This is a genomic window from Mycobacterium sp. (genome assembly GCF_965230835.1).
In the GTDB taxonomy this organism is placed as follows: domain Bacteria; phylum Actinomycetota; class Actinomycetes; order Mycobacteriales; family Mycobacteriaceae; genus Mycobacterium.
This window is the reverse complement of the sequence record NZ_CBDDLW010000002.1, coordinates 65,438-87,762: the sequence shown is the minus strand read 5'-3', so window position 1 is coordinate 87,762 and position 22,325 is coordinate 65,438. Positions and strand designations below refer to the sequence as shown.

General features: G+C 60.3%; 18 protein-coding genes and 4 pseudogenes. 15 read left to right on the top strand and 7 right to left on the bottom strand.

What is annotated here, in order from left to right; all coding sequences use genetic code 11:
• Positions 1 to 122: 122 nt before the first annotated feature.
• Positions 123 to 1,472, bottom strand: coding sequence for a threonine/serine ThrE exporter family protein (locus ACO07W_RS00970; protein ID WP_421840136.1), 1,350 nt, complete (start codon positions 1,470 to 1,472; stop codon positions 123 to 125).
• A gap of 128 nt (positions 1,473 to 1,600) precedes the next feature.
• Positions 1,601 to 2,599, bottom strand: coding sequence for an alpha/beta fold hydrolase (locus ACO07W_RS00965; RefSeq protein ID WP_421840135.1), 999 nt, complete (start codon positions 2,597 to 2,599; stop codon positions 1,601 to 1,603).
• A gap of 412 nt (positions 2,600 to 3,011) precedes the next feature.
• Between ACO07W_RS00965 and ACO07W_RS00960 the strand changes: the two are divergent.
• The 3 genes and pseudogenes from ACO07W_RS00960 to ACO07W_RS00950 form a co-directional block, all read left to right on the top strand.
• Positions 3,012 to 4,640, top strand: a pseudogene (locus tag ACO07W_RS00960) (fatty acyl-AMP ligase); the annotation flags it as partial.
• A 717-nt stretch (positions 4,641 to 5,357) separates the two neighbouring features.
• Positions 5,358 to 6,542 carry a PPE family protein gene (locus tag ACO07W_RS00955; RefSeq protein WP_421845741.1) on the top strand — a complete coding sequence of 395 codons (1,185 nt, stop codon included), beginning with the start codon at positions 5,358 to 5,360 and terminating at the stop codon, positions 6,540 to 6,542.
• Complete coding sequence (locus ACO07W_RS00950) at positions 6,521 to 6,967, top strand: YbaB/EbfC family nucleoid-associated protein (protein WP_421840134.1); 447 nt, start codon at positions 6,521 to 6,523, stop codon at positions 6,965 to 6,967. Before ACO07W_RS00955 ends, ACO07W_RS00950 begins: the two co-directional genes overlap by 22 nt.
• A 44-nt stretch (positions 6,968 to 7,011) precedes the next feature.
• Here the strand turns inward: ACO07W_RS00950 and ACO07W_RS00945 are convergent, their stop codons facing one another.
• Positions 7,012 to 7,821: a M15 family metallopeptidase gene (locus ACO07W_RS00945; RefSeq protein WP_421840133.1), complete on the bottom strand. Its 810-nt coding sequence runs from the start codon at positions 7,819 to 7,821 to the stop codon at positions 7,012 to 7,014.
• Positions 7,822 to 8,044: 223 nt separating this feature from the next.
• Between ACO07W_RS00945 and ACO07W_RS00940 the strand changes: the two genes are divergently transcribed.
• From ACO07W_RS00940 to ACO07W_RS00920, 5 genes are all read left to right on the top strand, one after another.
• The gene (locus ACO07W_RS00940) at positions 8,045 to 8,446 is read left to right on the top strand and encodes a helix-turn-helix domain-containing protein (RefSeq protein WP_421840132.1); all 402 of its coding nucleotides are present in this window, start codon (positions 8,045 to 8,047) and stop codon (positions 8,444 to 8,446) included.
• Between the two features lie 71 nt (positions 8,447 to 8,517).
• A protein-coding gene (locus ACO07W_RS00935) for an IS3 family transposase (protein WP_421840131.1) occupies positions 8,518 to 9,650 on the top strand; the annotation gives its coding sequence in 2 pieces (ribosomal slippage) (positions 8,518 to 8,788 and positions 8,788 to 9,650; 1,134 coding nt in all).
• 202 nt (positions 9,651 to 9,852) lie between these two features.
• On the top strand, positions 9,853 to 11,088 hold the full coding sequence (gene istA / locus ACO07W_RS00930) for an IS21 family transposase (RefSeq protein ID WP_421839994.1): 1,236 nt from the start codon (positions 9,853 to 9,855) through the stop codon (positions 11,086 to 11,088).
• On the top strand, positions 11,088 to 11,879 hold the full coding sequence (gene istB, locus ACO07W_RS00925) for an IS21-like element helper ATPase IstB (protein ID WP_421839995.1): 792 nt from the start codon (positions 11,088 to 11,090) through the stop codon (positions 11,877 to 11,879). The genes istA and istB overlap by 1 nt, the downstream gene beginning before the upstream one ends.
• Positions 11,880 to 12,154: 275 nt before the next feature.
• Positions 12,155 to 12,361, top strand: a complete 207-nt coding sequence (locus tag ACO07W_RS00920; RefSeq protein WP_421840130.1) for a hypothetical protein — start codon at positions 12,155 to 12,157, stop codon at positions 12,359 to 12,361.
• Between the two features lie 632 nt (positions 12,362 to 12,993).
• Here the strand turns inward: ACO07W_RS00920 and ACO07W_RS00915 are convergent.
• Positions 12,994 to 13,299 carry a hypothetical protein gene (locus ACO07W_RS00915; protein WP_421840129.1) on the bottom strand — a complete coding sequence of 102 codons (306 nt, stop codon included), beginning with the start codon at positions 13,297 to 13,299 and terminating at the stop codon, positions 12,994 to 12,996.
• On the opposite strand from ACO07W_RS00915, the gene ACO07W_RS00910 reads away from it, so the two are divergent.
• Positions 13,279 to 14,502, top strand: coding sequence for a hypothetical protein (locus tag ACO07W_RS00910; protein WP_421840128.1), 1,224 nt, complete (start codon positions 13,279 to 13,281; stop codon positions 14,500 to 14,502). The genes ACO07W_RS00915 and ACO07W_RS00910 overlap by 21 nt on opposite strands.
• Before the next feature lie 126 nt (positions 14,503 to 14,628).
• On the opposite strand, the gene ACO07W_RS00905 is transcribed toward ACO07W_RS00910, so the two are convergent.
• Both ACO07W_RS00905 and ACO07W_RS00900 read right to left on the bottom strand, forming a co-directional pair.
• Positions 14,629 to 16,035, bottom strand: a complete 1,407-nt coding sequence (locus tag ACO07W_RS00905) for an IS110 family transposase (protein ID WP_421840127.1) — start codon at positions 16,033 to 16,035, stop codon at positions 14,629 to 14,631.
• Positions 16,036 to 16,252: 217 nt separating this feature from the next.
• Entirely contained in the window at positions 16,253 to 16,942 is a 690-nt protein-coding gene (locus ACO07W_RS00900) for an IS3 family transposase (protein WP_421840126.1), read from the bottom strand.
• A 213-nt stretch (positions 16,943 to 17,155) separates the two neighbouring features.
• On the opposite strand from ACO07W_RS00900, the gene ACO07W_RS00895 reads away from it, so the two are divergent.
• From ACO07W_RS00895 to ACO07W_RS00870, 6 genes and pseudogenes are all read left to right on the top strand, one after another.
• Complete coding sequence (locus ACO07W_RS00895; RefSeq protein WP_421840125.1) at positions 17,156 to 18,628, top strand: hypothetical protein; 1,473 nt, start codon at positions 17,156 to 17,158, stop codon at positions 18,626 to 18,628.
• 286 nt (positions 18,629 to 18,914) lie between these two features.
• Positions 18,915 to 19,160: pseudogene (locus ACO07W_RS00890) on the top strand (IS1634 family transposase); the annotation flags it as partial.
• 118 nt (positions 19,161 to 19,278) lie between these two features.
• Positions 19,279 to 19,536 (top strand): hypothetical protein, encoded by a 258-nt coding sequence (locus ACO07W_RS00885; RefSeq protein WP_421840124.1) that lies wholly within the window; start codon positions 19,279 to 19,281, stop codon positions 19,534 to 19,536.
• A 6-nt stretch (positions 19,537 to 19,542) separates the two neighbouring features.
• A pseudogene (locus ACO07W_RS00880) lies at positions 19,543 to 19,836 on the top strand (integrase core domain-containing protein); the annotation flags it as partial.
• A gap of 29 nt (positions 19,837 to 19,865) precedes the next feature.
• Entirely contained in the window at positions 19,866 to 20,249 is a 384-nt protein-coding gene (locus ACO07W_RS00875; protein ID WP_421840123.1) for an IclR family transcriptional regulator domain-containing protein, read from the top strand.
• A complete protein-coding gene (locus ACO07W_RS00870) occupies positions 20,246 to 21,505 on the top strand; it encodes a cytochrome P450 (RefSeq protein WP_421840122.1) in 1,260 nt (419 codons plus the stop codon). The genes ACO07W_RS00875 and ACO07W_RS00870 overlap by 4 nt, the downstream gene beginning before the upstream one ends.
• A 75-nt stretch (positions 21,506 to 21,580) precedes the next feature.
• Here the strand turns inward: ACO07W_RS00870 and ACO07W_RS00865 are convergent.
• Positions 21,581 to 22,297, bottom strand: a pseudogene (locus ACO07W_RS00865) (sulfurtransferase); the annotation flags it as partial.
• Between the last annotated feature and the right edge of the window lie 28 nt (positions 22,298 to 22,325).

Here is a 22,325-nt window from a genome sequence, read left to right as displayed (position 1 = left end):
GCGCGCAAGGTTGCCCAAAACCCGTCCGCGCGTGGCTTTTTTAACCGATCGGCCGGTCAGGGCCATTGACTTACGGTGTTGTCGATCGTGTCTGGGGCGGTCGTCTGTGTCGGCGAAGCATCTCAGTCGACGGTTATGCCAGCGGTGGCCTCATTGCAGTCCGATCCGGGCGGCTTTCGGTGGCGTTTGCGACTGCCTCCCGGGGTGAAGGTGTGGAAGACACTAAAACCGAACAGGGTGCCCAATGCGATGGAGAAGATAGCTGCGACGGTCGACCCGAGTGTCTGGGCGGTCGCCACTTCGCCGGTCGCCGCCGCCTCGCTGAGCGACATGAAGCTCAGCGCCCCCGGAACCAGCGACCAGAACCCGGCGAGAATCATCACGATCGCTGACGGCGACGTCGTGATGCGGGTCGCGAGCATCGCAAACGGCACCACCAGCAATGCTCCGACGGCGCCGGCATACGCCGGCGGCAGTATCTGACTGCCAAGCTGTTGGCCTATTAGGGCGACGCCAACCGCGGCGATCAGCCAGGGCAGTGACCCGCGCGGCGCGGATAGGTAGACATACAACCCGACGGCGATCACCAAGATGGCCGCGTAGAGCGACCATGGGCCCATCTGCGGCGACGGCGGCCGGGGGGCGACCCGGCCCGCGATATGGATGCCCAATGCGACCCCGAAGGCCAGAAGGGCCAACTGGGTAACTCCGAACACCAGTCGGCTAGCTCCGGCGAGGATCTCTGAGCTGGCCAATTCCATGGCGCCGATCGTCAGCGACATACCCGGCAGCATGGCCACCAACGCCGGGCTAATCACGCGCAACAACCCATCGTTGGCCGCCTCAGCGACGAACCAGGTGGCCAGCACGGTGACGATCATCGCTGACAGTGTTGGCAGCACGGGGGTCAACGACGGGAATGGTTGGCCGAGCAGCACGATCGCGCCAACTACCAAGCCGAGGAACAGGTAGGCGGGCAGCGCCGCCCAGGTCGGATTGATCACCATGCCGAAGCCGACGGTGGTGACGCCGTAAGCCAAGACCGTCACCCACCGGCCGAAACGGGGGCGCATCTTACGGGCCGCGGAGATCGCCTCGATGGCATCGGCGGGGGTGATCGCACCGACTTCAGCGAGATCGGTGATGTCGTCGATGCGGTCGGCCAAGTCGAGTTGAAGGGTATAGGCGTTGGAAACTTCGACCTCGTAGCCGACACTGCCGACTTGGACCACCAACGCAGTCGGCAGGGTCATCACCCGGATAGGTTCGTCGGTGTAGTGCGCACCGATGTTGACCAACCGCGCGCCGACAACTTGGGTGGGTTGTTCCACTTCGAGCAACGCGATGCCGATCTCTCGAAGCATCGCGGCGATTTCGGCATCGTCACGACTGCCGTGTCCGGACAACGCCTCGGGCACTTCTTTGCGAAGCGAGCGCAACCACCGTTGAACTACGCCCCAGGGGTCGGTCATGTCGCTATTGTCGTGCAACACGCCGCGCACCAGCGAATCCTAAGCGAATCCTAAGGATTTTCCCTGGATCGTTGTGGGCGAGGGATGGGCCGTGGCGCGATTACGGTGCCGCACCTGCTATGGGTAGGTCAGGGTAGAGGCGAAAAGTGTTGGTCCACCAGGACCGGGTTATCGGGCCGGTCCTCGATTGTCTGAAGATCAATGTCGTTACCTTGTGCGGTTAGCCGAATGATTTGGGCCAATTGCTCAGGGGCATCGCACTGCACGTAGTGATCGGCGCTCGGCACCACCCAGTAGCGACTTCGACCGGGCATATCGCGCACATACGCCTGCCACACATGATTGGCGACGCGTAATGGCGCGACGCTGTCGTGCAGGCCCCACACCAGGGTGGCATTCACCGGAATCTTGGCAAGTGCCGCGAGCCAACTGGTTTCATCGGCGGCGCGCTCGTGTAGATATTGAATCGTATCGGGCAGCACCCGGATTCCGTCGTTGTGAGCAAAGCACTTAGCTAAAGCGTCGATTTCAGGATCGGCTAATGTACGTCGCGGCATGAAGGTGCTGGCACCGAGGCCGGCCGCTAGCAGCTCGGGTGTCACCGCAGACGCCGTGGCCCGCGCGGTTGTGGAGTCCAGGAGCGCGGTCTGGAACGCGGTGAGGTTTGCCAGCGGTAGATAGATATTGCCGTTGGTCACGACGACGTCGACAGGCAACGTTGGTTGGTCTTCGGCGGCGAGCATGCTCAACGCGATGATTCCGACACTGCTACCCCGGTCGTGGGTGAGCATTCGAAACTCTGTCAGATTCCACAACCGGGTGATGGCGTGGACGAGAAGGCGGGCGTCGTCGTACAACGAATAAACGTAAGGCGTGGCCGGCTTGTCGGACAATCCGTATCCGGGAAAGTCCAATGTGAAGATCTCGAACTCGGCACCTAGTTCGCGTGACAAGGCGAAGTAGTCGATGCTCGATGTCGGGAAGCCGTGTACGCACACCAGTGCTGGTGCTCCCGGCGTGCCGCAGCGGCGAGTGAACACGTTGACTTCTGTTGCGCCATTGGCGGCTGTTGACGATCGCCAGCTGATCTCTGCCCCGCCCTGTTGCCACTCCGCGAAGATATCCACAAGGCCAGCTTCTCAGGCTTCTCACTCATGGGGAAGTTCGCGATCGGCAACACCGTGAGGTTGAGCTTGTCGGTGGTCATGGAGTCGGCGGCTGTCCGCGCTGCAGAGGCAATTGCCGAATTAGTTGCAACACCGATGCTCTGAGTACGTCAAATCTGTCAAAGTCCCGGATCTACTCTGACGAGTTGCTGGGAGTTTGTTGTGGTGCCTGTCACACTGTTGCTTTGGCAATTTAGGGTCAGATGAATGTCACTTTGAGCTGCTAGCGCAAGCCGCTAATCATGTTGGCGGCCTTTGGTTTTAGCCAAAGGCCGATGCACGATGCTGCGTGTCTTGGGCAGATTTGCTATGTCCGTGAGTCTCTCCACAGTGCCGTGTGGTGGGCGACGACGCCGAGTCGGGGAGGCTGTTGGTGAGCCGGTTTACCGAGACGATGATTCGCAACGCCCATGAGGGCGCGACGGGCATGGTCACCGGCGAACCGCACAACCCGGTGCGACGCACCTGGCGGGAAGTCCACGAGCGTGCTCGGCGGGTGGCCGGCGGGCTTGCCGCCACGGGCATAGGCCACGGCGACGTGATCGGAGTGCTGGCCGAGGCGCCGGCCGAAATTGCGCCGACAGCCCAAGGACTGTGGCTCAGTGGCGCGGGCCTGACCATGCTGCACCAGCCCACACCGCGCAGCGACCTGGCAGTGTGGGCCGAGGACATCTGCGCCACTATCGACATGATCGACTGCAAGGCCGTCGTCGTCTCGGATCCTTTTCAAGCGGCTGCGCCCAAGTTATTGGAGCGCGGTATCACAGTGCTGCCCGTCGAGCAGCTGCTGGCATCAGACCCGGTTGATCCCACCGACACCGGTGAAGATGATTTGGCCCTAATGCAGCTGACCTCTGGGTCCACCGGGGCGCCCAAAGCAGTGCTGATCACGCACCGCAATGTGCATTCGAATGCTGAAGCGATGTTTGTCGGCGCGGAGTACGACGTCGAGAAAGACGTGATGGTCAGCTGGCTGCCGTGTTCCCACGACATGGGCATGATTGGCTTCTTGACGGTGCCGATGTATTTCGGTGCCGAATTGGTCAAGGTCACCCCGATGGACTTCCTGCGCGACACGTTGCTGTGGGCGAAGTTGATCGACAAGTACAAGGGCACGATGACCGCCGGCCCCAACTTCGCCTACGCACTATTCGCGAGGCGGCTGCGTAAGTATGCCGAACCCGGCCAGTTCGATCTGTCCACGTTGCGGCTCGCGCTGTCCGGTGCCGAGCCGGTTGAGCCCGCTGACATTGAGGATCTGATTGATGCTGGCGGGCCGTTTGGTCTCCGGCCAGAGGCGATTTTGCCGGCTTACGGCATGGCCGAGAGCACGTTGGCGGTCTCGTTCTCCGAATGCGGCGCGGGTCTGGTGGTCGATGAGGTCAATGCTGAACTGCTGACAGCGTTGGGTCGCGCGGTGCCGACCGCAACTGGCAATGCCCGTCGGCTGGCCTCGCTGGGGCCGCCCTTGCCGGGTTTGGAGGTTCGCATCGTTGGCGAGGACGGTGCGGAGCTGTCTGTTCGCATGGTTGGAGTGATCGAGCTTCGCGGTGATCCGCTGACCCCGGGCTACGTCACGAAGACTGGGTTTGTTCCGGCGGTAGATACCCAGGGCTGGTACGCGACTGGCGACCTCGGGTACCAGATGGAGAACGGCCACATCGTGGTGTGCGGTCGAGTCAAAGACATCATCACGATGGCCAGCGGCGCGGTATATCCCACCGCGATCGAGCGGGCGGCAGCCCGAGTGGACGGCGTCCGTTCAGGTTGTGCGGTCGCGGTGCGGCTCGATGCAGGGCATTTGTGGGAAAGTTTCGCGGTCGTCGTTGAGTGCGCCTTCTTCGAGGACCCAAGTGAGGTGTGTCGCGTCGAGCGCCAGGTGGCTGAGGAGGTTCTGGGCGAGGTCGGCGTAGGACCGCGCAACGTCGTCGTCTGTGGCCCGGGAACCATTCCCAAAACACCGTCAGGAAAATTGCAACGGGCAGCTTCTGCGGCGCTCGTTCGCGCTGAACGCTGGGCGGGATTTATGTCAGTGCATCACAACGGGCAAGCAACATTAGTGGAAGGGTAGCGAGGTAAAGCAATGGGTGCTCTTGCTGGAGATATATCGATAGATCTTGGTGCCTTGGGGGACGCGCTCGCGGCCGTTCTAAACAGTATTAAGGGCGACCTTCCGGCATTGCTAAATGGCCTGACTGCACTAATCACCGAACTTGAGTCCTTGCTGCGTGGCGCCGGCCCTATCCTGGGGGCGTTGCTCAGTGATATTGACCAAATATTGAATGGGATCATAAGTGCCGGTCCTATATTTGGTGAGATCCTCGGCAGCATCAGCAAGTTGTTCGGATTTGCCGTTAACTTCTTTCAGGGCCTGGGTCCGATACTGGCTGGTATAGGCCAGTTTCTGACCGCCTTGGTGGACAATCTTCTTGTTCCGTTCGTGCCGTTGCTCAATGCGATAGGTTCGGCTTTTAATGGCTTGATCAGTGGATTCTTAAGCCTTGCCAACGCCCTCAATAACGTAATTTCTCCTATCGGGTCGGCTTTGGGGGATTTTCTGATAAATACGATCTCAGCATTTGAAAATTTTTCGGTCGGATTCGGCAATTTCCTCCGGGTGCTGGGCTCTCGCATCGATCAATTGTTGACAGAGCTCAGCAAAGATGTCGGGTCGTTTTTTCAGGGTCTTGCAGACTGGCTCAATGGCGGCTCCACTCCCATGCCGGCCGTCGCGCTCTCGGATTTCGGAGCATTGCCGCCAGAGGTCAATTCGGGCCGAATGTATACAGGTCCGGGGGCGGGACCGATGCTGACTGCTGCGACGACGTGGAACGGGTTGGCCGCGGATTTGAACTCCGCGGCTTCGTCCTACCAGTCTGTGATTTCCGGGATGCCAGATGCGTCGTGGCGCGGACCGGCGTCGGAGTTGATGGCAGCCGCGGCCGCGCCGTATGTGGCGTGGATGAGCGCAACCGCCGCGCAGGCTCAGCAGGCGGCTATACAGGCCGGGCAGGCGGTAAGCGCCTACGAGGCTGCGTTTGCGATGACGGTGCCGCCGCCGTTGATCGCGGCGAACCGCGCCGAGCTGGGCTCGTTGGTTGCCACCAACATCTTTGGACAGAACACTCCGGCGATCATGGGCAACGAGGCGGACTACGCCGAGATGTGGGCTCAGGATGCTGCGGCGATGTACGGATATGCCGGAGCTTCGGCGGCCGCAGCGACGGTCATGCCGTTCACCGCGCCGCGGCCGATTACGAGCCCGTCCGGGCCAACCGGTCAGTCAACCGCGGTGGCTCGGGCTGCCGAGACGGCCGGTAGTGCCCCTGTGCAAGGCGCGCTGTCGTCGGTCAGCACCGTCCCCCAGGTGTTGCAGCGGATGGCGCAGCCGCTGCAAACGGCTTCGGCCGCGTCCGGTTCGCCGGCGGGTGCCGTCGGATCATTGGGTTCTGCCGTCGCGCCGGCGGGCTCGTCGCTGGCGATGTTGGGTCCCGGTTTGTCGGCGGCGGGAGCCATGAATGCGGGCACGGGATCGGTGGCGCCGGCGTCTTCGGCTTTCGCGATGCCGGTGACGTCTTTGGGCTCTGGTCTACCAGGGGGGTTGGGCTCTTCGGGTTTGGGCTCTACCGGTGCGGGTGCGGCGGTGTCGGCAAGCATGGGTCGAGCTGTCCCAGTGGGCGCGTTGTCGGCGCCGCAGAGTTGGGCTGGGACCGCGCCCGCGCTAGCTCCGGCCGCCTCGGCGGTCCCCGGCACCGGCCTGGGGGCGGCTCCAGCGGCCTCGGCCGCCTCGGCGGGGACGGCAGGGGCGGTCCGCATGCCTGGTTTGACCCCAGTACCGGCTAGCTCGAGATCGTCATGGCAACAACCTTATGCGGAGGCGTGGTGGACACCGAAGGCACTATGAACGGCAATTCAACTCCTGAAGATTTAGCGGATAAGCTAAAACTCGCGCAGAACGTTATGGATGATACGTTCCAGAAACTTCTACGCATCAAGGAGCAGGTCGTCGCGAAAACGACGGACTTGGAGTCGCTCGGGGCGAATTCTGGGCTTGAGTTGACTTCCAATATTTTGGAAAATATTGGTGCAAACTTCGCTAATCTGCAAGAAAAGATCGCCCAAACGATTTTTACATCAAGCAGCGATGCGGACCTGGTGGAGATGTCTTTGACGGGCGAAGGGAAAGTGGTATCGGTCAAAATAGACCCGGTTTTGATTAATCTCGATGACATTTCAATCTTGCAGGATTTCATCGCGATTGTTGTCACTGATCTATTTCAAAAAATATCGAATTACGCAAAAAACAAGCTTAAGGTAGGGAACATGTAGGATTGCGGTACGCGATCGATGAAACGATCGGTCCGATTGCTGTTTTACTCCGTTAGGGATGAGTGCTCTACTGGGAAGTCAAAATAGGTGTCGGGGTATGGCTCCGGTTCAAAGGTGAAGTGCCACCACTCCTGCGCGTAGTTAGTGAAGCCCTCAGATTGCAGAGCATCTTTGAGGAGTAGTCGATTTTTTAGCTGCTGGCCGTGTATACGCGGATCCAGCGTGTGGGCGCGAGTGTCAAAGCAGTCGAAGCCGGTTCCCATGTCGATCGAATCGTCGGGGAACCGGGCCGATGCCGGTGCAGTGCAGTGCACCAGTGGATCGCCTGGCTGGTAGGCCCGGGTCGGCGCAACGGGGAGCTTCACCAGAGTGAGATCCACGGTGCTTCCGCGGCTGTGCCCAGAACTGTAGGCGATATAGCCATCGTGGAAGAGGGCCGATTTGTCAACGCGGGGATAGAACTCCGCTTTCATTCGTTGATCACGAGCGTCATGCGACCACGCGACGAAATTGTCGACCGCCCTTTGCGGGCGGTAGCAGTCGTACACTTTCAGGGAGTAGCCACGCTCAACGAGCCGCTGCTGTGCGCGCTTGAGTCCCTGGGCCGCACTGTCGGCAATAAGACACATTGGTTCTTGGTAGCCGTCAACGGCGTCTCCGGTGAAGTTGTGTGCCGAAAAGTAGCGAATGTCCTGCACGATCGTCGGGTCGACATCCTGCAGCGCCACGAAATCTTGTGGCGCAGTCGATTCCGGCTGCCCCGTGGCGACGCCGGTTGGGAACGCGGTAGTCAACGTTACTGCGGCGGTGGTGAATACGGCGACGGCAACGGTTTTGCCGAGCGAGTAGCGCATGGGACATCCTGGCTGGTGGATACTCGAATGCGCAACCGAACTTCGCAGAGAGTGGCCGTTCCGCCCCGACCTGCCATGGGTGATAGCGGCAGGGGCGCCCGGCTCAAGCGTGTGGTCGGTCGGTTCGCTGGGCGATTGCCGAACAACCCTTGACGGCGAACGGGAAGCTGACTAGGTTCCGCTAACAGGAATATTTATTCCGCGCTACGGAATGGATGTTGCGATGCGGAACGTCTTGAACACGTTGTCAGTCTTTGAGGCGATCGCCCGGGCGCAGCCAGTGGCGCTACCTGGGGTGGTGGCTCGAGTCGGTTCACCTACCACAACTGCCCATCGCGCCATCGGCACACTGGCCGAGGCGGGATGGGTGACTCGGGAAGCAGGCGGAACCAGGCGATGGATGGTGGCCGACCGCGTTGTCCGCCTCGTTACAACGGGCGAGCATCCGCTGCACGCTGCTGCCGCACCAGTCTGTGCTGAGTTGCGAGACCTGTGCGGCGAGTCTGTTGTGCTGTCGATTCCCGACGATGACCAGATGGTGGTGATCGGTCATTGGGACGGGACGGGCGTATTGCGTGTCGTTCAGGCTGTTGGAACGCGCGCCCCGATGGTGATGTTGAGGTGAGCCCGTCGTAGTGGTCCACTCCTTATGCGGCGCTGTTGCCCGGTGTTCGGGCAGGAAGAATCAGCGACGACATGGCATCGAACAAGCCCCGGCGCCATACGCCGGACCAGATCATCCGTAAACTCGCCGAGGGCAACAAGCTCCTCGCCTCCGGCCAAGAACTCGACCAGGTCTGCCGGCACCTAGAAATAGCCGAGTCGACATGGCATCGCTGGCTTGCCCAGTACGGCGGCATGAAGGCCAACGACGCGAAACGCCTCAAAGACCTCGAAGCCGAAAACACCCGGCTCAAGAAGCTGGTGGCCAACCAGGCCCTTGACATTGACATGCTGCGGGAGATTTCGGCGGGAAACTGCTGACCCCGAACCGCAAGCGCGGTGCCGCTACGGTGCTGCGCGAGCGGTTCGGGGTGTCTGAACGCAGAGTCTGCACGGTTGTGGGTATCCACCGGTCCACGATGCGCCTCAGACCACCGCCGGTCAGCACTGAGGAAACCGAGTTACGTGCCTGGCTGCGCCGGTTCTCCACCGACCGGCCTCGCTGGGGGTGGCGACGGGCAGCCAAGATGGCCCGCCGAGCCGGTTGGGCGGTCAACAACAAGCGCATCCGCCGACTATGGCGCGACGAGGGCCTGCGGGTCCCGCAGCGCCGCAGGAAGAAACGACTTTGCGGCATCGGTGTCGCCGTTGGTGCGATGTCACCGATTCGTCCGAACGTGATCTGGGCGATGGACTTCCAGTTCGACACCACCGCCGATCACCGCACCCTCAAGATGTTGAACGTGATCGACGAATTCACCCGCGAAGCCCTCGCCATCAACGTTGATCGCCGCATCGACGGCGTCGTCGCCGTCTTGGACCGCCTGGCCCGCCGGCAAGGCGCACCGAGCTACGTGCGCTTTGATAACGGCCCCGAGTTCGTGGCCCAGGCCGTCAACGACTGGTGCCGGTTCAACAGCGCCGGTTCACTATTCATCGATCCCGGCTCACCGTGGCAGAATGCCTGGATCGAGTCATTCAACGGCCGGCTACGCGACGAACTACTCAACTCCTGGCAATTCGACTCGCTACTGGAAGCCCGCGTGATCATAGAAGATTGGCGCAACGACTACAACGCCAACAGACCCCACTCCGCCCACGGCGAACTCACCCCAACCGAGTTTGCCCTACAGTGGACCACGACCCACCAACCCCAAGCCGCATAACAGCTTGATCTGGCCCCGTATTTTCGAGCCGTGGTTATGCGAGTTGAGGGATCGAGTAGGTGGATTTCCAGAGCGTTTCGAACTCTGTCGGGCAGATGTTACCGAGGTAGTGTCGGCGGCAACTGAATACTGACCAGTGGGCGGCAATTGAAAATTGACCAGCTTCCTAGAGTGCCTTGGCTATGTGTCAAGGAGGAGGCAGGTGTTGAACGTGGAGGATTGGGCTGAGATTCGCCGGTTGCGCCGGTCGGAGCAGTTGCCGATTGCCGAGATTGCGCGGGTGATGGGTATTTCGCGGAATACGGTGAAGTCGGCGTTGGCTTCTGATGGGCCGCCGAAGTATCGGCGTGCGGTGAGGGGTTCTGTTGCTGATGAGGCCGAGCCGCGGATTCGGGAGTTGTTGGCGGCCTATCCGCGGATGCCGGCGACGGTGATTGCTGAGCGGATCGGTTGGTCGTATTCGATCCGCACACTGAGTGGGCGGGTGCGTGAGTTACGGCCACTGTATTTGGCGCCGGATCCGGTGTCACGGACGACGTATGTGGCCGGTGAGGTCGGGCAGTGTGACTTCTGGTTTCCCGATGTTGTGGTGCCGGTGGGGTATGGCCAGGTTCGTAGGGCGGCGACGTTACCGGTGTTGACCATGGTGTGTGGGTATTCACGGTGGGCTTCGGCGCTGTTGATTCCGACACGCGCTGCCGAAGACTTGTATGCCGGTTGGTGGCAGCATCTTTCGACGTTGGGTGCGGTTCCACGGGTGTTGGTGTGGGATGGTGAGGGCGCGGTCGGGCGGTGGCGGGCACGCCGACCAGAGTTGACCCCGGCATGTCAGGCTTTCCGCGGGACCTTGGCCACCACGGTAGGGATCTGTAAACCCGCTGATCCTGAGGCCAAGGGTCTGGTTGAACGGTTCCATGACTATTTGGAGCGGGCGTTTTTGCCGGGGCGGGTGTTTGGCTCCCCAGCCGATTTCAACATCCAGTTGCAGGCCTGGCTGGTGGGGGCCAACCACCGCCAGCATCGGGTGCTGGGATGCCGGCCAGCAGATCGCATCGCCGCCGATACCGCAGCGATGCTGGCATTGCCGCCGGTTGGGCCCAGCATCGGATGGCGACGCTCAACGCGGTTGCCTCGCGATCATTACGTGCGCCTCGACAGCAACGATTACTCGGTGCATCCGGCCGCGATCGGCCGCCGTATCGAGATCATCGCAGATCTAAACCGGGTGCGGGTCTGGTGTGACGGCACGCTGGTCGCCGACCACGACCGGATCTGGGCCAAACATCAAACGATCAGCGATCCCGAACATGTCCAGGCCGCGAAACTGCTGCGGCGCAAACGGCTCGAGGTTGTTGGTCCACCGCATCACGTGGAGGTCGAACAACGCCGTCTCGCTGATTACGACGCCTTGTTGGGCCTTGACGGGCCGGTGGCGTGATGGCTGCCAAGACCGCGACCAGCAGCCGTGATGTCACCGCCGAGCTGGCGTATCTGACCCGGGTGTTGAAAGCCCCGACGCTGCGTGAGGCCATCGAACGTCTCGCTGAGCGCGCCCGAACCGAAGCGTGGAGCTATGAAGAATTCCTCGCGGCGTGTCTGCAGCGTGAGGTGTCGGCTCGGGAATCTCACGGCGGCGAAGGGCGCATCCGCGCTGCCCGCTTCCCATCACGTAAATCGTTGGAAGAGTTCGACTTCGATCATGCCCGCGGTCTCAAACGCGACATCATCGCCCATCTGGGCACCCTGGACTTCGTCACCGCTAAAGACAACGTGGTGTTCCTCGGCCCACCAGGGACCGGCAAGACCCACCTGGCGATCGGGATTGCGATGCGCGCTTGTCAAGCAGGTCACCGCGTTGCGTTCGCGACCGCTTCGCAATGGGTTGATCGTCTTGCTCGCGCCCATCACAACAGCACCCTGCAAGCCGAATTGGCGCGGCTGGCCCGCTACCCCCTGCTGGTTGTCGATGAAGTCGGCTACATCCCGTTTGAACCCGAAGCCGCCAATCTGTTCTTCCAACTCGTGTCGTCGCGTTACGAACGGGCCAGTCTCATCGTCACCTCGAATAAGCCCTTCGGGCGGTGGGGCGAAGTGTTCGGCGACGACGTAGTCGCCGCCGCCATGATCGACCGACTCGTCCATCACGCCGAAGTCATCGCCCTCAAAGGAGACAGCTACCGCATCAAAGACCGAGACCTCGGCCACACCACCACAGCCGAGGACCAATGAAACCAAGCTGGTCAATTTTCGATTGCCGAAACCTGATCAGTTTTCACTTGCCGTTGACAGGTAGCTGTGGCGGCGGTCTACGTTGTAGAAGTTGTCGATGTCGCCTGCGGTGGCGGCGGCCAACTCGATGGTGGTGGCCATCTGCGGGTGTTGAGCAACTCGACTTGCATCCGCGCCAGAACGACTCCATGGCGGCGTTATCGAAGCAGTCGCCGACGGTGCCGAAAGAGCCAAGCAGGCCCCATCGCCGCATGTTTTCGCCGAAGCTCCAGGACGTGAATTACGTGCCGCGGTGGGCGTGCAGAACCGTTGAGCTACTGCGGGTTCTGTTTTCGACGGCCATGTTGACCGCACTGTTGACCAGGGCGGTGTCAGCGGTCGTCGAGAAAGCGCGGGCCACGATCATGGGCGAAAAGCAGTCCAGGATCGCGCAGCAGTATACCTTGCCGTCGCGGGCGGGGTGTTCGGTGATGAGTTCCTAACTGGTGTCAAGGCGTCAGGGTGGCATGCTGGCTTGGGGCTTGATGAGGTTATGCCTGGTGATCGGGATCGGTCGATGTCAGTGTTCGCATCGGTGTCCCGATGCGAAACGCTTCGTACGGTCTTATCGGTTACTGTGATCGCGCGGCGATCGACAGTGAACGTTTGCGTCCGCATTCACGTTCCAACATCTGGTCCAACGCGTCGGTATCGATGCGGGAAAATGGCTTACGCAGCGCCGACTCACCGACTCATGGGCAGGGCTGCTTCTGTTCGAACCGATCGCGGCGGGCATTTCAGTAGAGCTGTTCGCAGTCCATTTCTCGATCACCGCGAACGGGCCGTGTCTTGTGGCGCGCAACCTGTATACAAGCCGGTAGGCAACGCTTACCACAGCAGATAACGAGGTCAATGTCGTTTCTGGTTAGGCTGGGGCATGGGTGGAGACGGTGTGGTTGTTGACCAATACGGTCGCCCGGTCGGGACTTTCGAGGTTAAGGGTTCGAGCGGCTCGGGCGGGTTGGCTCTCTCTGGCTCTCCGGAATCTCCCGGCTTGGAGGGGCATTCTGTGCCTTCTGGTCCGCAGGCCCCGGTTGTTTCTGGTGATGAGATTACCGCGCTACCTCCTGTTGAATCAGCGGCCCTTCCGGTCGCGGGGGCCGGTGCTGTCACCGAGGTAGGCGTTGGCGCGGGTTTTGGTGAGCGGTTCGCAGGACTGCATGCTCGTGTCGATAGCTTGCACGCCGATGCCGCCTACCACTATGGCCATGCTGGACAGCTTCAGCAACAAGCCACACGCCTGGAACGGGCCGGTAAAGTCGATCACGCCGCTGCGTCGCAGGCTCAAGCTGAGATGCACGGGCAGTATGCGCATCAGTTGGAGTCTGACGCCGATGCGGCGCAACAACAGCTCTATGAGTTGACCGATAGCGATGATCATCGTGACCTGAATCAAGCGCTGCGCGAGCAGTATCGGCTCCGAGATCTGGCTGAGGCTCAAGCCGCTCAGGGTCTGCCGCACGGCAACACTGATCTTGCTGCCGCAGAAGCTCACGAACGCGTCACCAAATCCATCCATGAACACTCCATAAGCACCGGCAGGTTCGGTGACCAGCTCGCAGACTTACGCGAACGCGTCGACGATTTTGAGTATGAGGCTGGCAGGCAAACCAACCAAGCCCACCGGTTGCAGCGACACGCGAACGAAATCGCCGCTTCCGGTCAGGCTGATAGGGCTGCAATGTTGCGTGGTCAAGCGGGCTTTCGTGAAAAGCAGGCAGATCTGTTGCAAGCTCACGCAGACGCGGCCAAACAACAACTCTACGAGTTGACCGACAATGATCAGTACCGTGAACTTCACCAGGATCTGAAAACTCAGTACAGTCAGCAGAGCTTTGCTGATCGGCAGCAACCGAATCGTGTGAAAGCCGCTGCCGATGAGCTAGATCGCCGCGCCGCGGAAGCACGCGAGCTTGGAAACCAAAAGTTGTGGGAAGGCCTTGAGGGGTACGACCGTGATGCGCAAGGTGGACGCCCGGACGAGGAATTCGAGGAATACCTCGCAAAGAATGGTAGAGAAGATTATCGGCGTGCAGTAAAAGTAAGTGATCGATTAAGCGAAAAGGCCGACGCGTTCTACAACCTTCGCGACAACACAGACCGAAGAGCTGGACGCACAGGAATGCCCCGTCCGCGAACCCTGGACGAATTATTCCTCCCGCAAACGACGCGCACCGAGATCCCTAAACCGCCGAAAGAGGAACTTCCCTCACAAGCCCTACTGAACTGGTTAGGAAAGGGGCGAATATCTGCAGGTGGTGGGGCTGGTTTGGCTGGCTCGGGGTCTGGCAATGTGATAGCCCGTGACTATGAGGCAATCTCTGACGGGGTCGGCGGTTTGCGGCGGGTCCTTTCAAAATCAGAGTCAACGTTAGATCAGCTCCACCGAACACGGGCTGCGCTAACAGCAGGTTCAGAAGGGCAGGCTGTGGAAGCCTGGGGAGAACGACTAGCCCGGCTTACCGAAATTCAACACCGGACGATCAGCGTAACTAGGCGGAACTTGGAGTACCTCGACCTAGCCAACACAGAATTTAGAGGATTTGATCACGACCTCGGGCGGCGATTCTTTGGAATTCTATGAATCAGTTGTAGCCTGATTCGGCTCACGATTTGCCTCTCCCCTTGGTCGTGGCTGCAGCCCGTTGTCTGGCGCCGCGTGAATTGGTCGTGTTTGTGCACCATTGTAGATTCAGTCGAGTTGTTGCGGTTAGGCGACTCCGGCGGTGGTTGGGTTTGTGTTGTGGGGTCGGAGAGCGGGGGTGTGTGGTGGGTTTTGTTGTTTTCGGCCTGTTCTGTTTTTTCGGTGTTGGGATTGGCGGGTGTTGGCGGCTTTGATGCGGGTGTGTTTGTCGACGGTGCGGTGGGTGTACACGATGTGGTGGCCTTGTTCGGCGGTGATGGGTTGGCCGTTGGTGTCGCGTACGACGTAGTGCTGGCCGGTGCGCCAGCAGGTGGCGATGCGGGTCAGCAGGGTGGTGGCGATGTGGCAGATCGCGGAGTCGTGGTGGCGTTCGGTGGTCATGAGTCGTTTGTATTTCGCGGCGAGGTGGGGGTCGGTTTTACGGGCTTGGTCAGCGGCGGTGAACAGGGCTTCACGCAGCAGTGGGTCGCCGGCTTTGGTCAGTCGGTGTTGGTGGTGTGTTTGCCCGGACTGGCTGACTTTGGGGATCAGGCCCGAGTAGGCGCGGATCGCGGCCAGGGAGTGGAAGCGGTGTGGGTCGCCGATACGCCCGGCGATCACTGCACTGGTGACCGGCCCGACACCGGGGGCCGAGGCGATGATTGCGGTGGGGTCGGCCTCGGCGTAGAGGTTGGCGCAGCGTTCGTCGAGGTCTTGGATCTGTTCGGTGAGTATTTGGGCTTGTTCGGCCTCCACAGCGATATCAGCGGCGAGCTCGGCGAAATCGATGCGGGCTTCGGTGCCGCATCCCCACAACTGCAGGGATTCGTGGGCTGCGGTTAGCAGCAGGCTGGCCTGGTGGTCGCGCCAGGCGCCGCGGGAGTGTCGGATCAAAAACCGGGTCAGCCGGGCGTGTCCGAGACGGGTCAAACTGTGTGGGTCGCCGTAGCGGGCCAACAGCGCCAGTGTGGCTTTGCCGTAGGTGGAACCCAAAGCGTCGTACCAGGCCGGGCCGAGTAGCTCCAGCAGGGCATCGAGGCGCTGAAAGACCGCGGTGCGGCGCTTAACGATCGAGGAACGGATTTTGACGATTCGCCGCAGCGGTTCGGCGGGGCCGTCGCTGGTGTGGTCGCGGAGTCCTTCGGGGTGTAGCAGCGGCAGCCGGGCTAGGAGTTTGGAGTCTAGGTGGTCGTTTTTGGTGTGTTTGGCATAGTAGGCGCGCAAGTCCGCGGATTGGGTGGTGGGCACCATCGAGACGCGGGCTCCGCGGTGGCGAAACCAGGACGCGACCGGCGCCCACGCGTTGCGGGTCGGTTCCATCACCACACGCACCGTGTCGTGCTCGCCCAGGGTGATCTCCTTCCAGAGTTTGTCGAGTTCGCCGGGCCGGGTGAAGAACTTCTTCCCGGTCCACACAAACGTTCCATCCGGGCGGGCCAGCGATGCCTGGTGCGCAGCCCGACACGCCAAATCGATACCCAAAATCAGTTCCATACACGTCCTTTCAGCTGATACCAGGGGACTCCGGTCCAAGACAGACGGCATAGCCCAAACATTCCTTAAGCAGAAGTCCGCTATCGAGCGGCTTCAAGTTCCCGAACAGAGACACCAGCCGGTCTTAAGACCGTGCCCGCAGACGACCACTCAACACTCAGAAATCACCAGGGCGTTCCAGTCGGTGGCCTCGGCCGCCCACGAGCACACACAAACCCTAAATGTCGGTGCACCACAGTTGGTTGGGCATCGTCGCGGTGAATCGCCGGTTGACCAGGTCAGCTGGCGTATCGACGCCGATCAAGTTGGGCTTTGGCCGTGCTGGGCGCGGCAGCCCGTACAAACCGTGCTCAGTCATGATTGATTTGACCAGCTTGTGGTTGACATTCATGTCGTAGGCGGCCAGCAGCGCGGCCCGGACCCGCCGGTGCCCGTAGGTGCCGCGAGAACGTTGGTGGATCTTGGTGATCCTGTCCGCGACAATGAGCCGACGCACCTGTCGATCCGAGACAGGCCGACGCCGATGGTATTGCAATAGCGAACGCGCTAATCCCGTTATTCGACAGGCGGATCGGGCTGAATGTCCTCGCCCGATCAACCCTTCAGCGATCGCGCGTCGACGTTTTGAGGGCACCACCGCCTGCCCGTCGAATAACTCACAGGCATCGCGGGTCAAAACCAGCTCGGCCTCCAGCGCCGCGATCCGCTTGCGAGCAGCCGCCAGCTCGTCGGCCTCCACGCTCGGGATGCCCTCAATGACTCCGGCGTCAATGAGAGCCGGACGCTTCCACCGGAACAGGGTTGCCTGGCAAATCCCTGTATCGGCGGCCACGGCTGCCACCGGTTCACCCGCTCGCAGCCGTGCAACGATTTGCCGGCGCACCGACACCGAATACTGACGGGGCATGTGACCTCCCAAGATCACTCTGCCCTCAACTCGCACAACAGTGGACCTACAACACGGGTACAGATCAGCTGGACTCAATCACGGGGAACACGCCACGGGTGCCTGCCTGGCTGCTACCCTAGGCGGCGTAACCAACAGCAGCTTCCACTTACCAACCCTTGCGGCCTGTCCAACCAACGGGGTCCACCTCACCTAGGAGTTCCCAGGTCGATCATGCCGCATCTTCGTAAGAAATATATTTTTCCAAATAATTGGGTAGCCGGTGGGCAGGATTTTGAAGTAGCTGTGCTAGAAAAGCACAATATTGCGGTAGCAAATGTTGTTCCAGATTCTCTATTTTCGGTCAACTTTCCGCTCGCTACTCATCCGCCTCGATACTCTGCTGACGATTTTGATGCGCTTGTTGATCAGTATCAAACCGCTTTAAGTAAAGTATCTGATACCAAAATTGGAAGCGAATTGTTGGATGTTATCGCTAATGGCAGGCCACTTGAAAGAACATTCGATAACCAGTGGGCATACCAAACGGAGGGTGGTTCACCCGGACTGAGTAGCACACAGTTGGTTATATTTCCAGCGAAGGGAGCCGTGAATACGGGGCTCCCTCTGCGTGTACAGTCAATAGATATTAATCTTCCAGATAGTAATTCCGGTTCAGCGACATCGCTTATCTACGATTTGGATTATCTTTTCTCTGAACTTGATAGCCAGGGGCGTTTGTTTCTCAACGATCCAATGAGTACGTTTTTTCATGAATTGGTACACGTTCCCCAGGATGTCTTCGGCCTAACTCCGAAGAATGATTTGGTTATACAAATGGCTTCCGCGCAACTATCAGTATTTGAAGGAGAGTTAGGCGATGGGCGATATCCACGACAAATAATTGAAGAATTTAGTACCGAGGTTCCTGTCATGGAAACCCTGACCCACGGCGGGCAGGTTGGCGTGGCCGAGATGCGTCAAAGCTTGATAGATCGGGGCCGTATCACTGCCGATGATTATCCAGATGTTCGCCATAACCCCTATGCGAAAAAAGCGTTAGATACCGCGAGGGCTAATCATGCCTCAGCAGATCAAATCCATGCGCGCTGGCTATATTATACAACCAATCCTACCGAGATTAGATTTGCCGATGAAACCAATGCCATTGTTCGCGAAAGCTATTTAAGCGGAAGATTTGTTGACGAAGAAGACCAACTTATTGAGAATCTTCCTAAGTTTGTACTAAATGAAGACGTATCAGCATTTGATATACAAACAAAGGATCTGTTAGATCCTGATTCGAGTTCTCGGTTGAAACGGCTAGAGGCTGGATTACCAAGTCCAGTTTGCTCCCCGTTCGGCAACATTTCTGGTGAAAGTTCAGATACGATCGGGAATGTAGGTTCTGGCGCTGCAAATACGCTCGTATACGACGGCGACCGAATCGTTGAAAACATCGGTGGTCTACGGAGATATCTGAGCCTCTCGGACTCGAGACTCGATCAGATTGACCACGTACAAGCGTCACTGGACACGCTTTCACAGGGACAGGCCGCGGCGGCTACCCAAAATCGGCTGACTCAGCTCTTGGATATCAACCGCCGCGCAAGCAACGCGATCAGCCGAGCCATAGACGCTCTCGACCTAGCCACCACCCAATTTCTCGACGGCGACCGCCAACAAGCCCAAAGATTCAGCATCTAGCCACACCAGCCGAATCCAACCCATCGAGACAATTCCCTCCACAACCCCAGCAGGGTCCCGGAAAAGTCGGTTCGTGGCGTTGCGGCCTTGGGGTTTGTTGGGGTGTGATGGGCGTGGCTACTGTGATGGGTGTGGCCTTCGGGCTTGGGTACTGGTTGCGTGCCAACCATCCGACCCGAGTTGGGTCATTTTTGTCTTTTCGTGAAGGCTGCAGGGCGTTGACCACTAGTGATGGGTCGACCTAGGGTGCATTCTAGGCACTAATTTCTGTCGGTAGGTTCGTTGGATGGTCTGGGTTCGGCGGGTACGAACGGCCTCGGGTGCGACTGTGGTCCAGATCGCGGAGTCCGTCGCAGGCCGACGCCGAATCGTGCGCCACGTGGGCTCGGCTCGTGACGAAACCGAGCTAGGTTTGCTTATTGAACAGGCCCATCGGTTGTTGGCTGATGACGCCCAGGGCGAGCTGGACCTGGGCGTCACCGCCAAGACCGTCCGGGCGCAGATGGTGCCACCGCCAGGCGGGGCACTGTTCGGCACTGTCACGTTAAGCGACCTGACGAAAATTTTAGGTCATCCAGCTTCGCAAACGCGCAGGTCAGCTGTGGCATATGAGGCGTATGTGGTTTAATATCGCCGCCGATTTGGTTGACGTGACAGTGCCCGCTCGCATAGTGGTTGGGCATCGCACGACCACATTGGTGGATTCCATCGGTGCGTACGACATCGCAGCGCGCGAAGCCGATGCGGTGGCGCGTCGGATTTCGGCGACGAAAGACGCTCTTGATGGCATTGTTCGAGACGCCATAAACAAGATCAACCAGGCCACAGACGAAGCTAATAGGGCTAAGGATCAGGCGCGGGGTCGTCCACTCACCGCGGGGGCTGAGATCGCGGCGATCGAGTTGTGAGGTGAGCCCGTCGTAGTGGTCCAGGCCGTCAACGACTGGTGCCGGTTCAACAGCGCCGGTTCACTATTCATCGATCCCGGCTCACCGTGGCAGAATGCCTGGATCGAGTCATTCAACGGCCGGCTACGCGACGAACTACTCAACTCCTGGCAATTCGACTCGCTACTGGAAGCCCGCGTGATCATAGAAGATTGGCGCAACGACTACAACGCCAACAGACCCCACTCCGCCCACGGCGAACTCACCCCAACCGAGTTTGCCCTACAGTGGACCACGACCCACCAACCCCAAGCCGCATAACAGCTGGACCACCAGACGGGTCCCCCTCAATGTCGTCGACCGGGCGCTCGTATTTGACCTATCTGGATTCGGCGCAGCGGGCGCGCATTATCGGTCGATTCCGTTCCGCCGACGGCGCGGCCCAGCCGGTTGATCCCGACGAAATCGAAGCTATTCTGCAGCGCGCGAGCCAGCACGGCTACGCCATTGTCGACAATGCTTGGTTCGACGGTGTGTCCCAGATTGGCGCCGCCATAGTGCAGGACGGAGCCGCGATTGGCGGGGTTGGCGTGGCGATTCCGTCGCACCGCCTGCAACCCGCGCTCGTCGACAGCTTAGGCGGGCAGCTCAAAGCTGCGGCGCGGGTCATCGCCGACCGGTTGGACAGCCGGCGGACGGTTGCGGCACAGGTGGCGCCAGGATTGGCGCCATGAAGACAGATCCTGGACTTGCCGAAATTGATTTCACCGATCTAGATAATTTCGCGGACGGGTTCCCGCACCACCTCTTCGCGATCCACCGCGACCAAGAACCCGTGTTCTGGCATGAGCCGACCGAGCACACGCCCGACAGCGAGGGCTTCTGGTCGGTGGCAACCTACGCAGAAACGATGAAGGTCTTGCGTGCGCCCGAGATCTTCTCCTCGGTCACCGGCGGCGAGCGGCCTTTTGGTGGCACTGTGCTCCAAGATCTGCCGATCGCAGGTCAAGTACTCAACATGATGGACGATCCCCGACATTCACATATCCGTCGGTTGGTCAGCTCGGGCCTGACACCTCGGATGATCGGACGGGTCGAAGATGATCTGCGTTCCCGCGTAGGCGGTCTCATCGAGAAGATCGAACCAGGAGTGCCGTTCGATTTTGTGTCCGAAATCGCCGCTGAGCTGCCGATGCAGATGATCTGCATCTTGCTGGGAATCCCTGAAGCCGACCGCCACTGGCTGTTCGAGATGGTCGAGCCAAGCTTCGACTTTCGCGGATCTCGCACGGCCACGGTTCCGCGGCTTAGTGCTGAAGACGCCGGATCGCAGCTGTATGCGTACGGCTCGGAGCTGGTGGACCGCAAACGGACCGAGCCGGGCGATGACATGCTCTCGATCGTGGCTCATGCCACGATCGACGACCCGGAAGCTCCCGGGTTATCCGACGCCGAACTTTACCTGTTCTTTCTGTTGCTGTTCAGCGCTGGCGCCGAAACTACCCGCAATGCAATCGCCGGTGGTCTGCTGGCTCTCGCTCAGCGCCCGAAGCAAATGGTGCAGTTGCGTGACAATCTGGAACTGATCCCGAGTGCGGCCGAGGAGATGGTGCGTTGGACCTCCCCGTCTCCGTCCAAACGGCGAACTGTCACAAGGGAAACGACATTGGGAGATAAGCGGCTCGCCGCGGGTGACAAGGTACTCGTCTGGGAGGGTTCGGCCAACCGCGATCCCTCAGTCTTTGACCGACCGGACCAATTCGACATAACACGTCAGCCCAACCCGCATCTCGGATTTGGCCACGGTGTGCATTACTGCCTCGGCGCGCACTTGGCGCGGCTGGAAATTCGGACTCTCTTTCAAGAACTGCTACCGGGAATGGCCAGTGTCCGCGTCGTGCAGCCCGTTGAATGGACGCGCAGCAACCGGCACACCGGGATCCGACGCCTCACCGTCGAACTCGAGCACACGAACGCCAAGAGGCGTTGAGGCCAAGTGACTCGGCGGATGAGGAATTAGTGCGGCATACTTCCCGACGCTTCCGGAAACACTTGCCGCGCAAGGCTATCTAGAACCGCGTTCGACGGGACGGGACGGATCCGAACTCCACTGCGACCACGAGCCGGGAAACAGCGCGGTCTCACAACCCAGGGCAGCCAGCGCCGCGACGACGACAGTAGCGGTAATGCCGGAGCCGCAGTAGGCGCCCACCGAGCCACCACGATGATCGATGCCGCGTTCGGACAACTGTTGGGAGAGTGCGCTGCTGTCGAGAAAGGTGCCGTCGCTCGCCAAGACAGCGCTGCTTGGAAGGTTCGTTGCGCCCGGGATATGGCCGGCACTCGTGTCGACTGGCTCGGCGTCGCCGCGGAAACGTTCGGGCGCGCGCGCATCGAGCAGAGTCAGACTCCCTTCCCCGGCCTGCTCCGCCGTCAACGTAGGTAGGCTCCCGGCATACAAATCATCGTGCAGCACAGTCACATTACCGGGCTCGACGACTACCGGGCCGGCTTCCAAGCTCCCGCCGGCAGACCGCCACGCAGCCAGACCGCCATCCAGAATGCGCACATCGGTGAGTCCTGCTGCCGTCAACGTCCACCACGCCCGCGCGGAACCTGCGCGATTCCAATCGTCGTACACGACAACTGACGCGTCCTGCCGGATGCCCCATCGACGCGCGGAAGCCTCCAGATTGCGGCCCGACGGCAGCGGGTGGCGGCCCCGGTCGGCAAGTGTGTGATCGCTGAGTTCTTCTTCAAGTGACACATACACCGCTCCCGGCGGTCGTGTCCGGGATCCGGTGTAAATA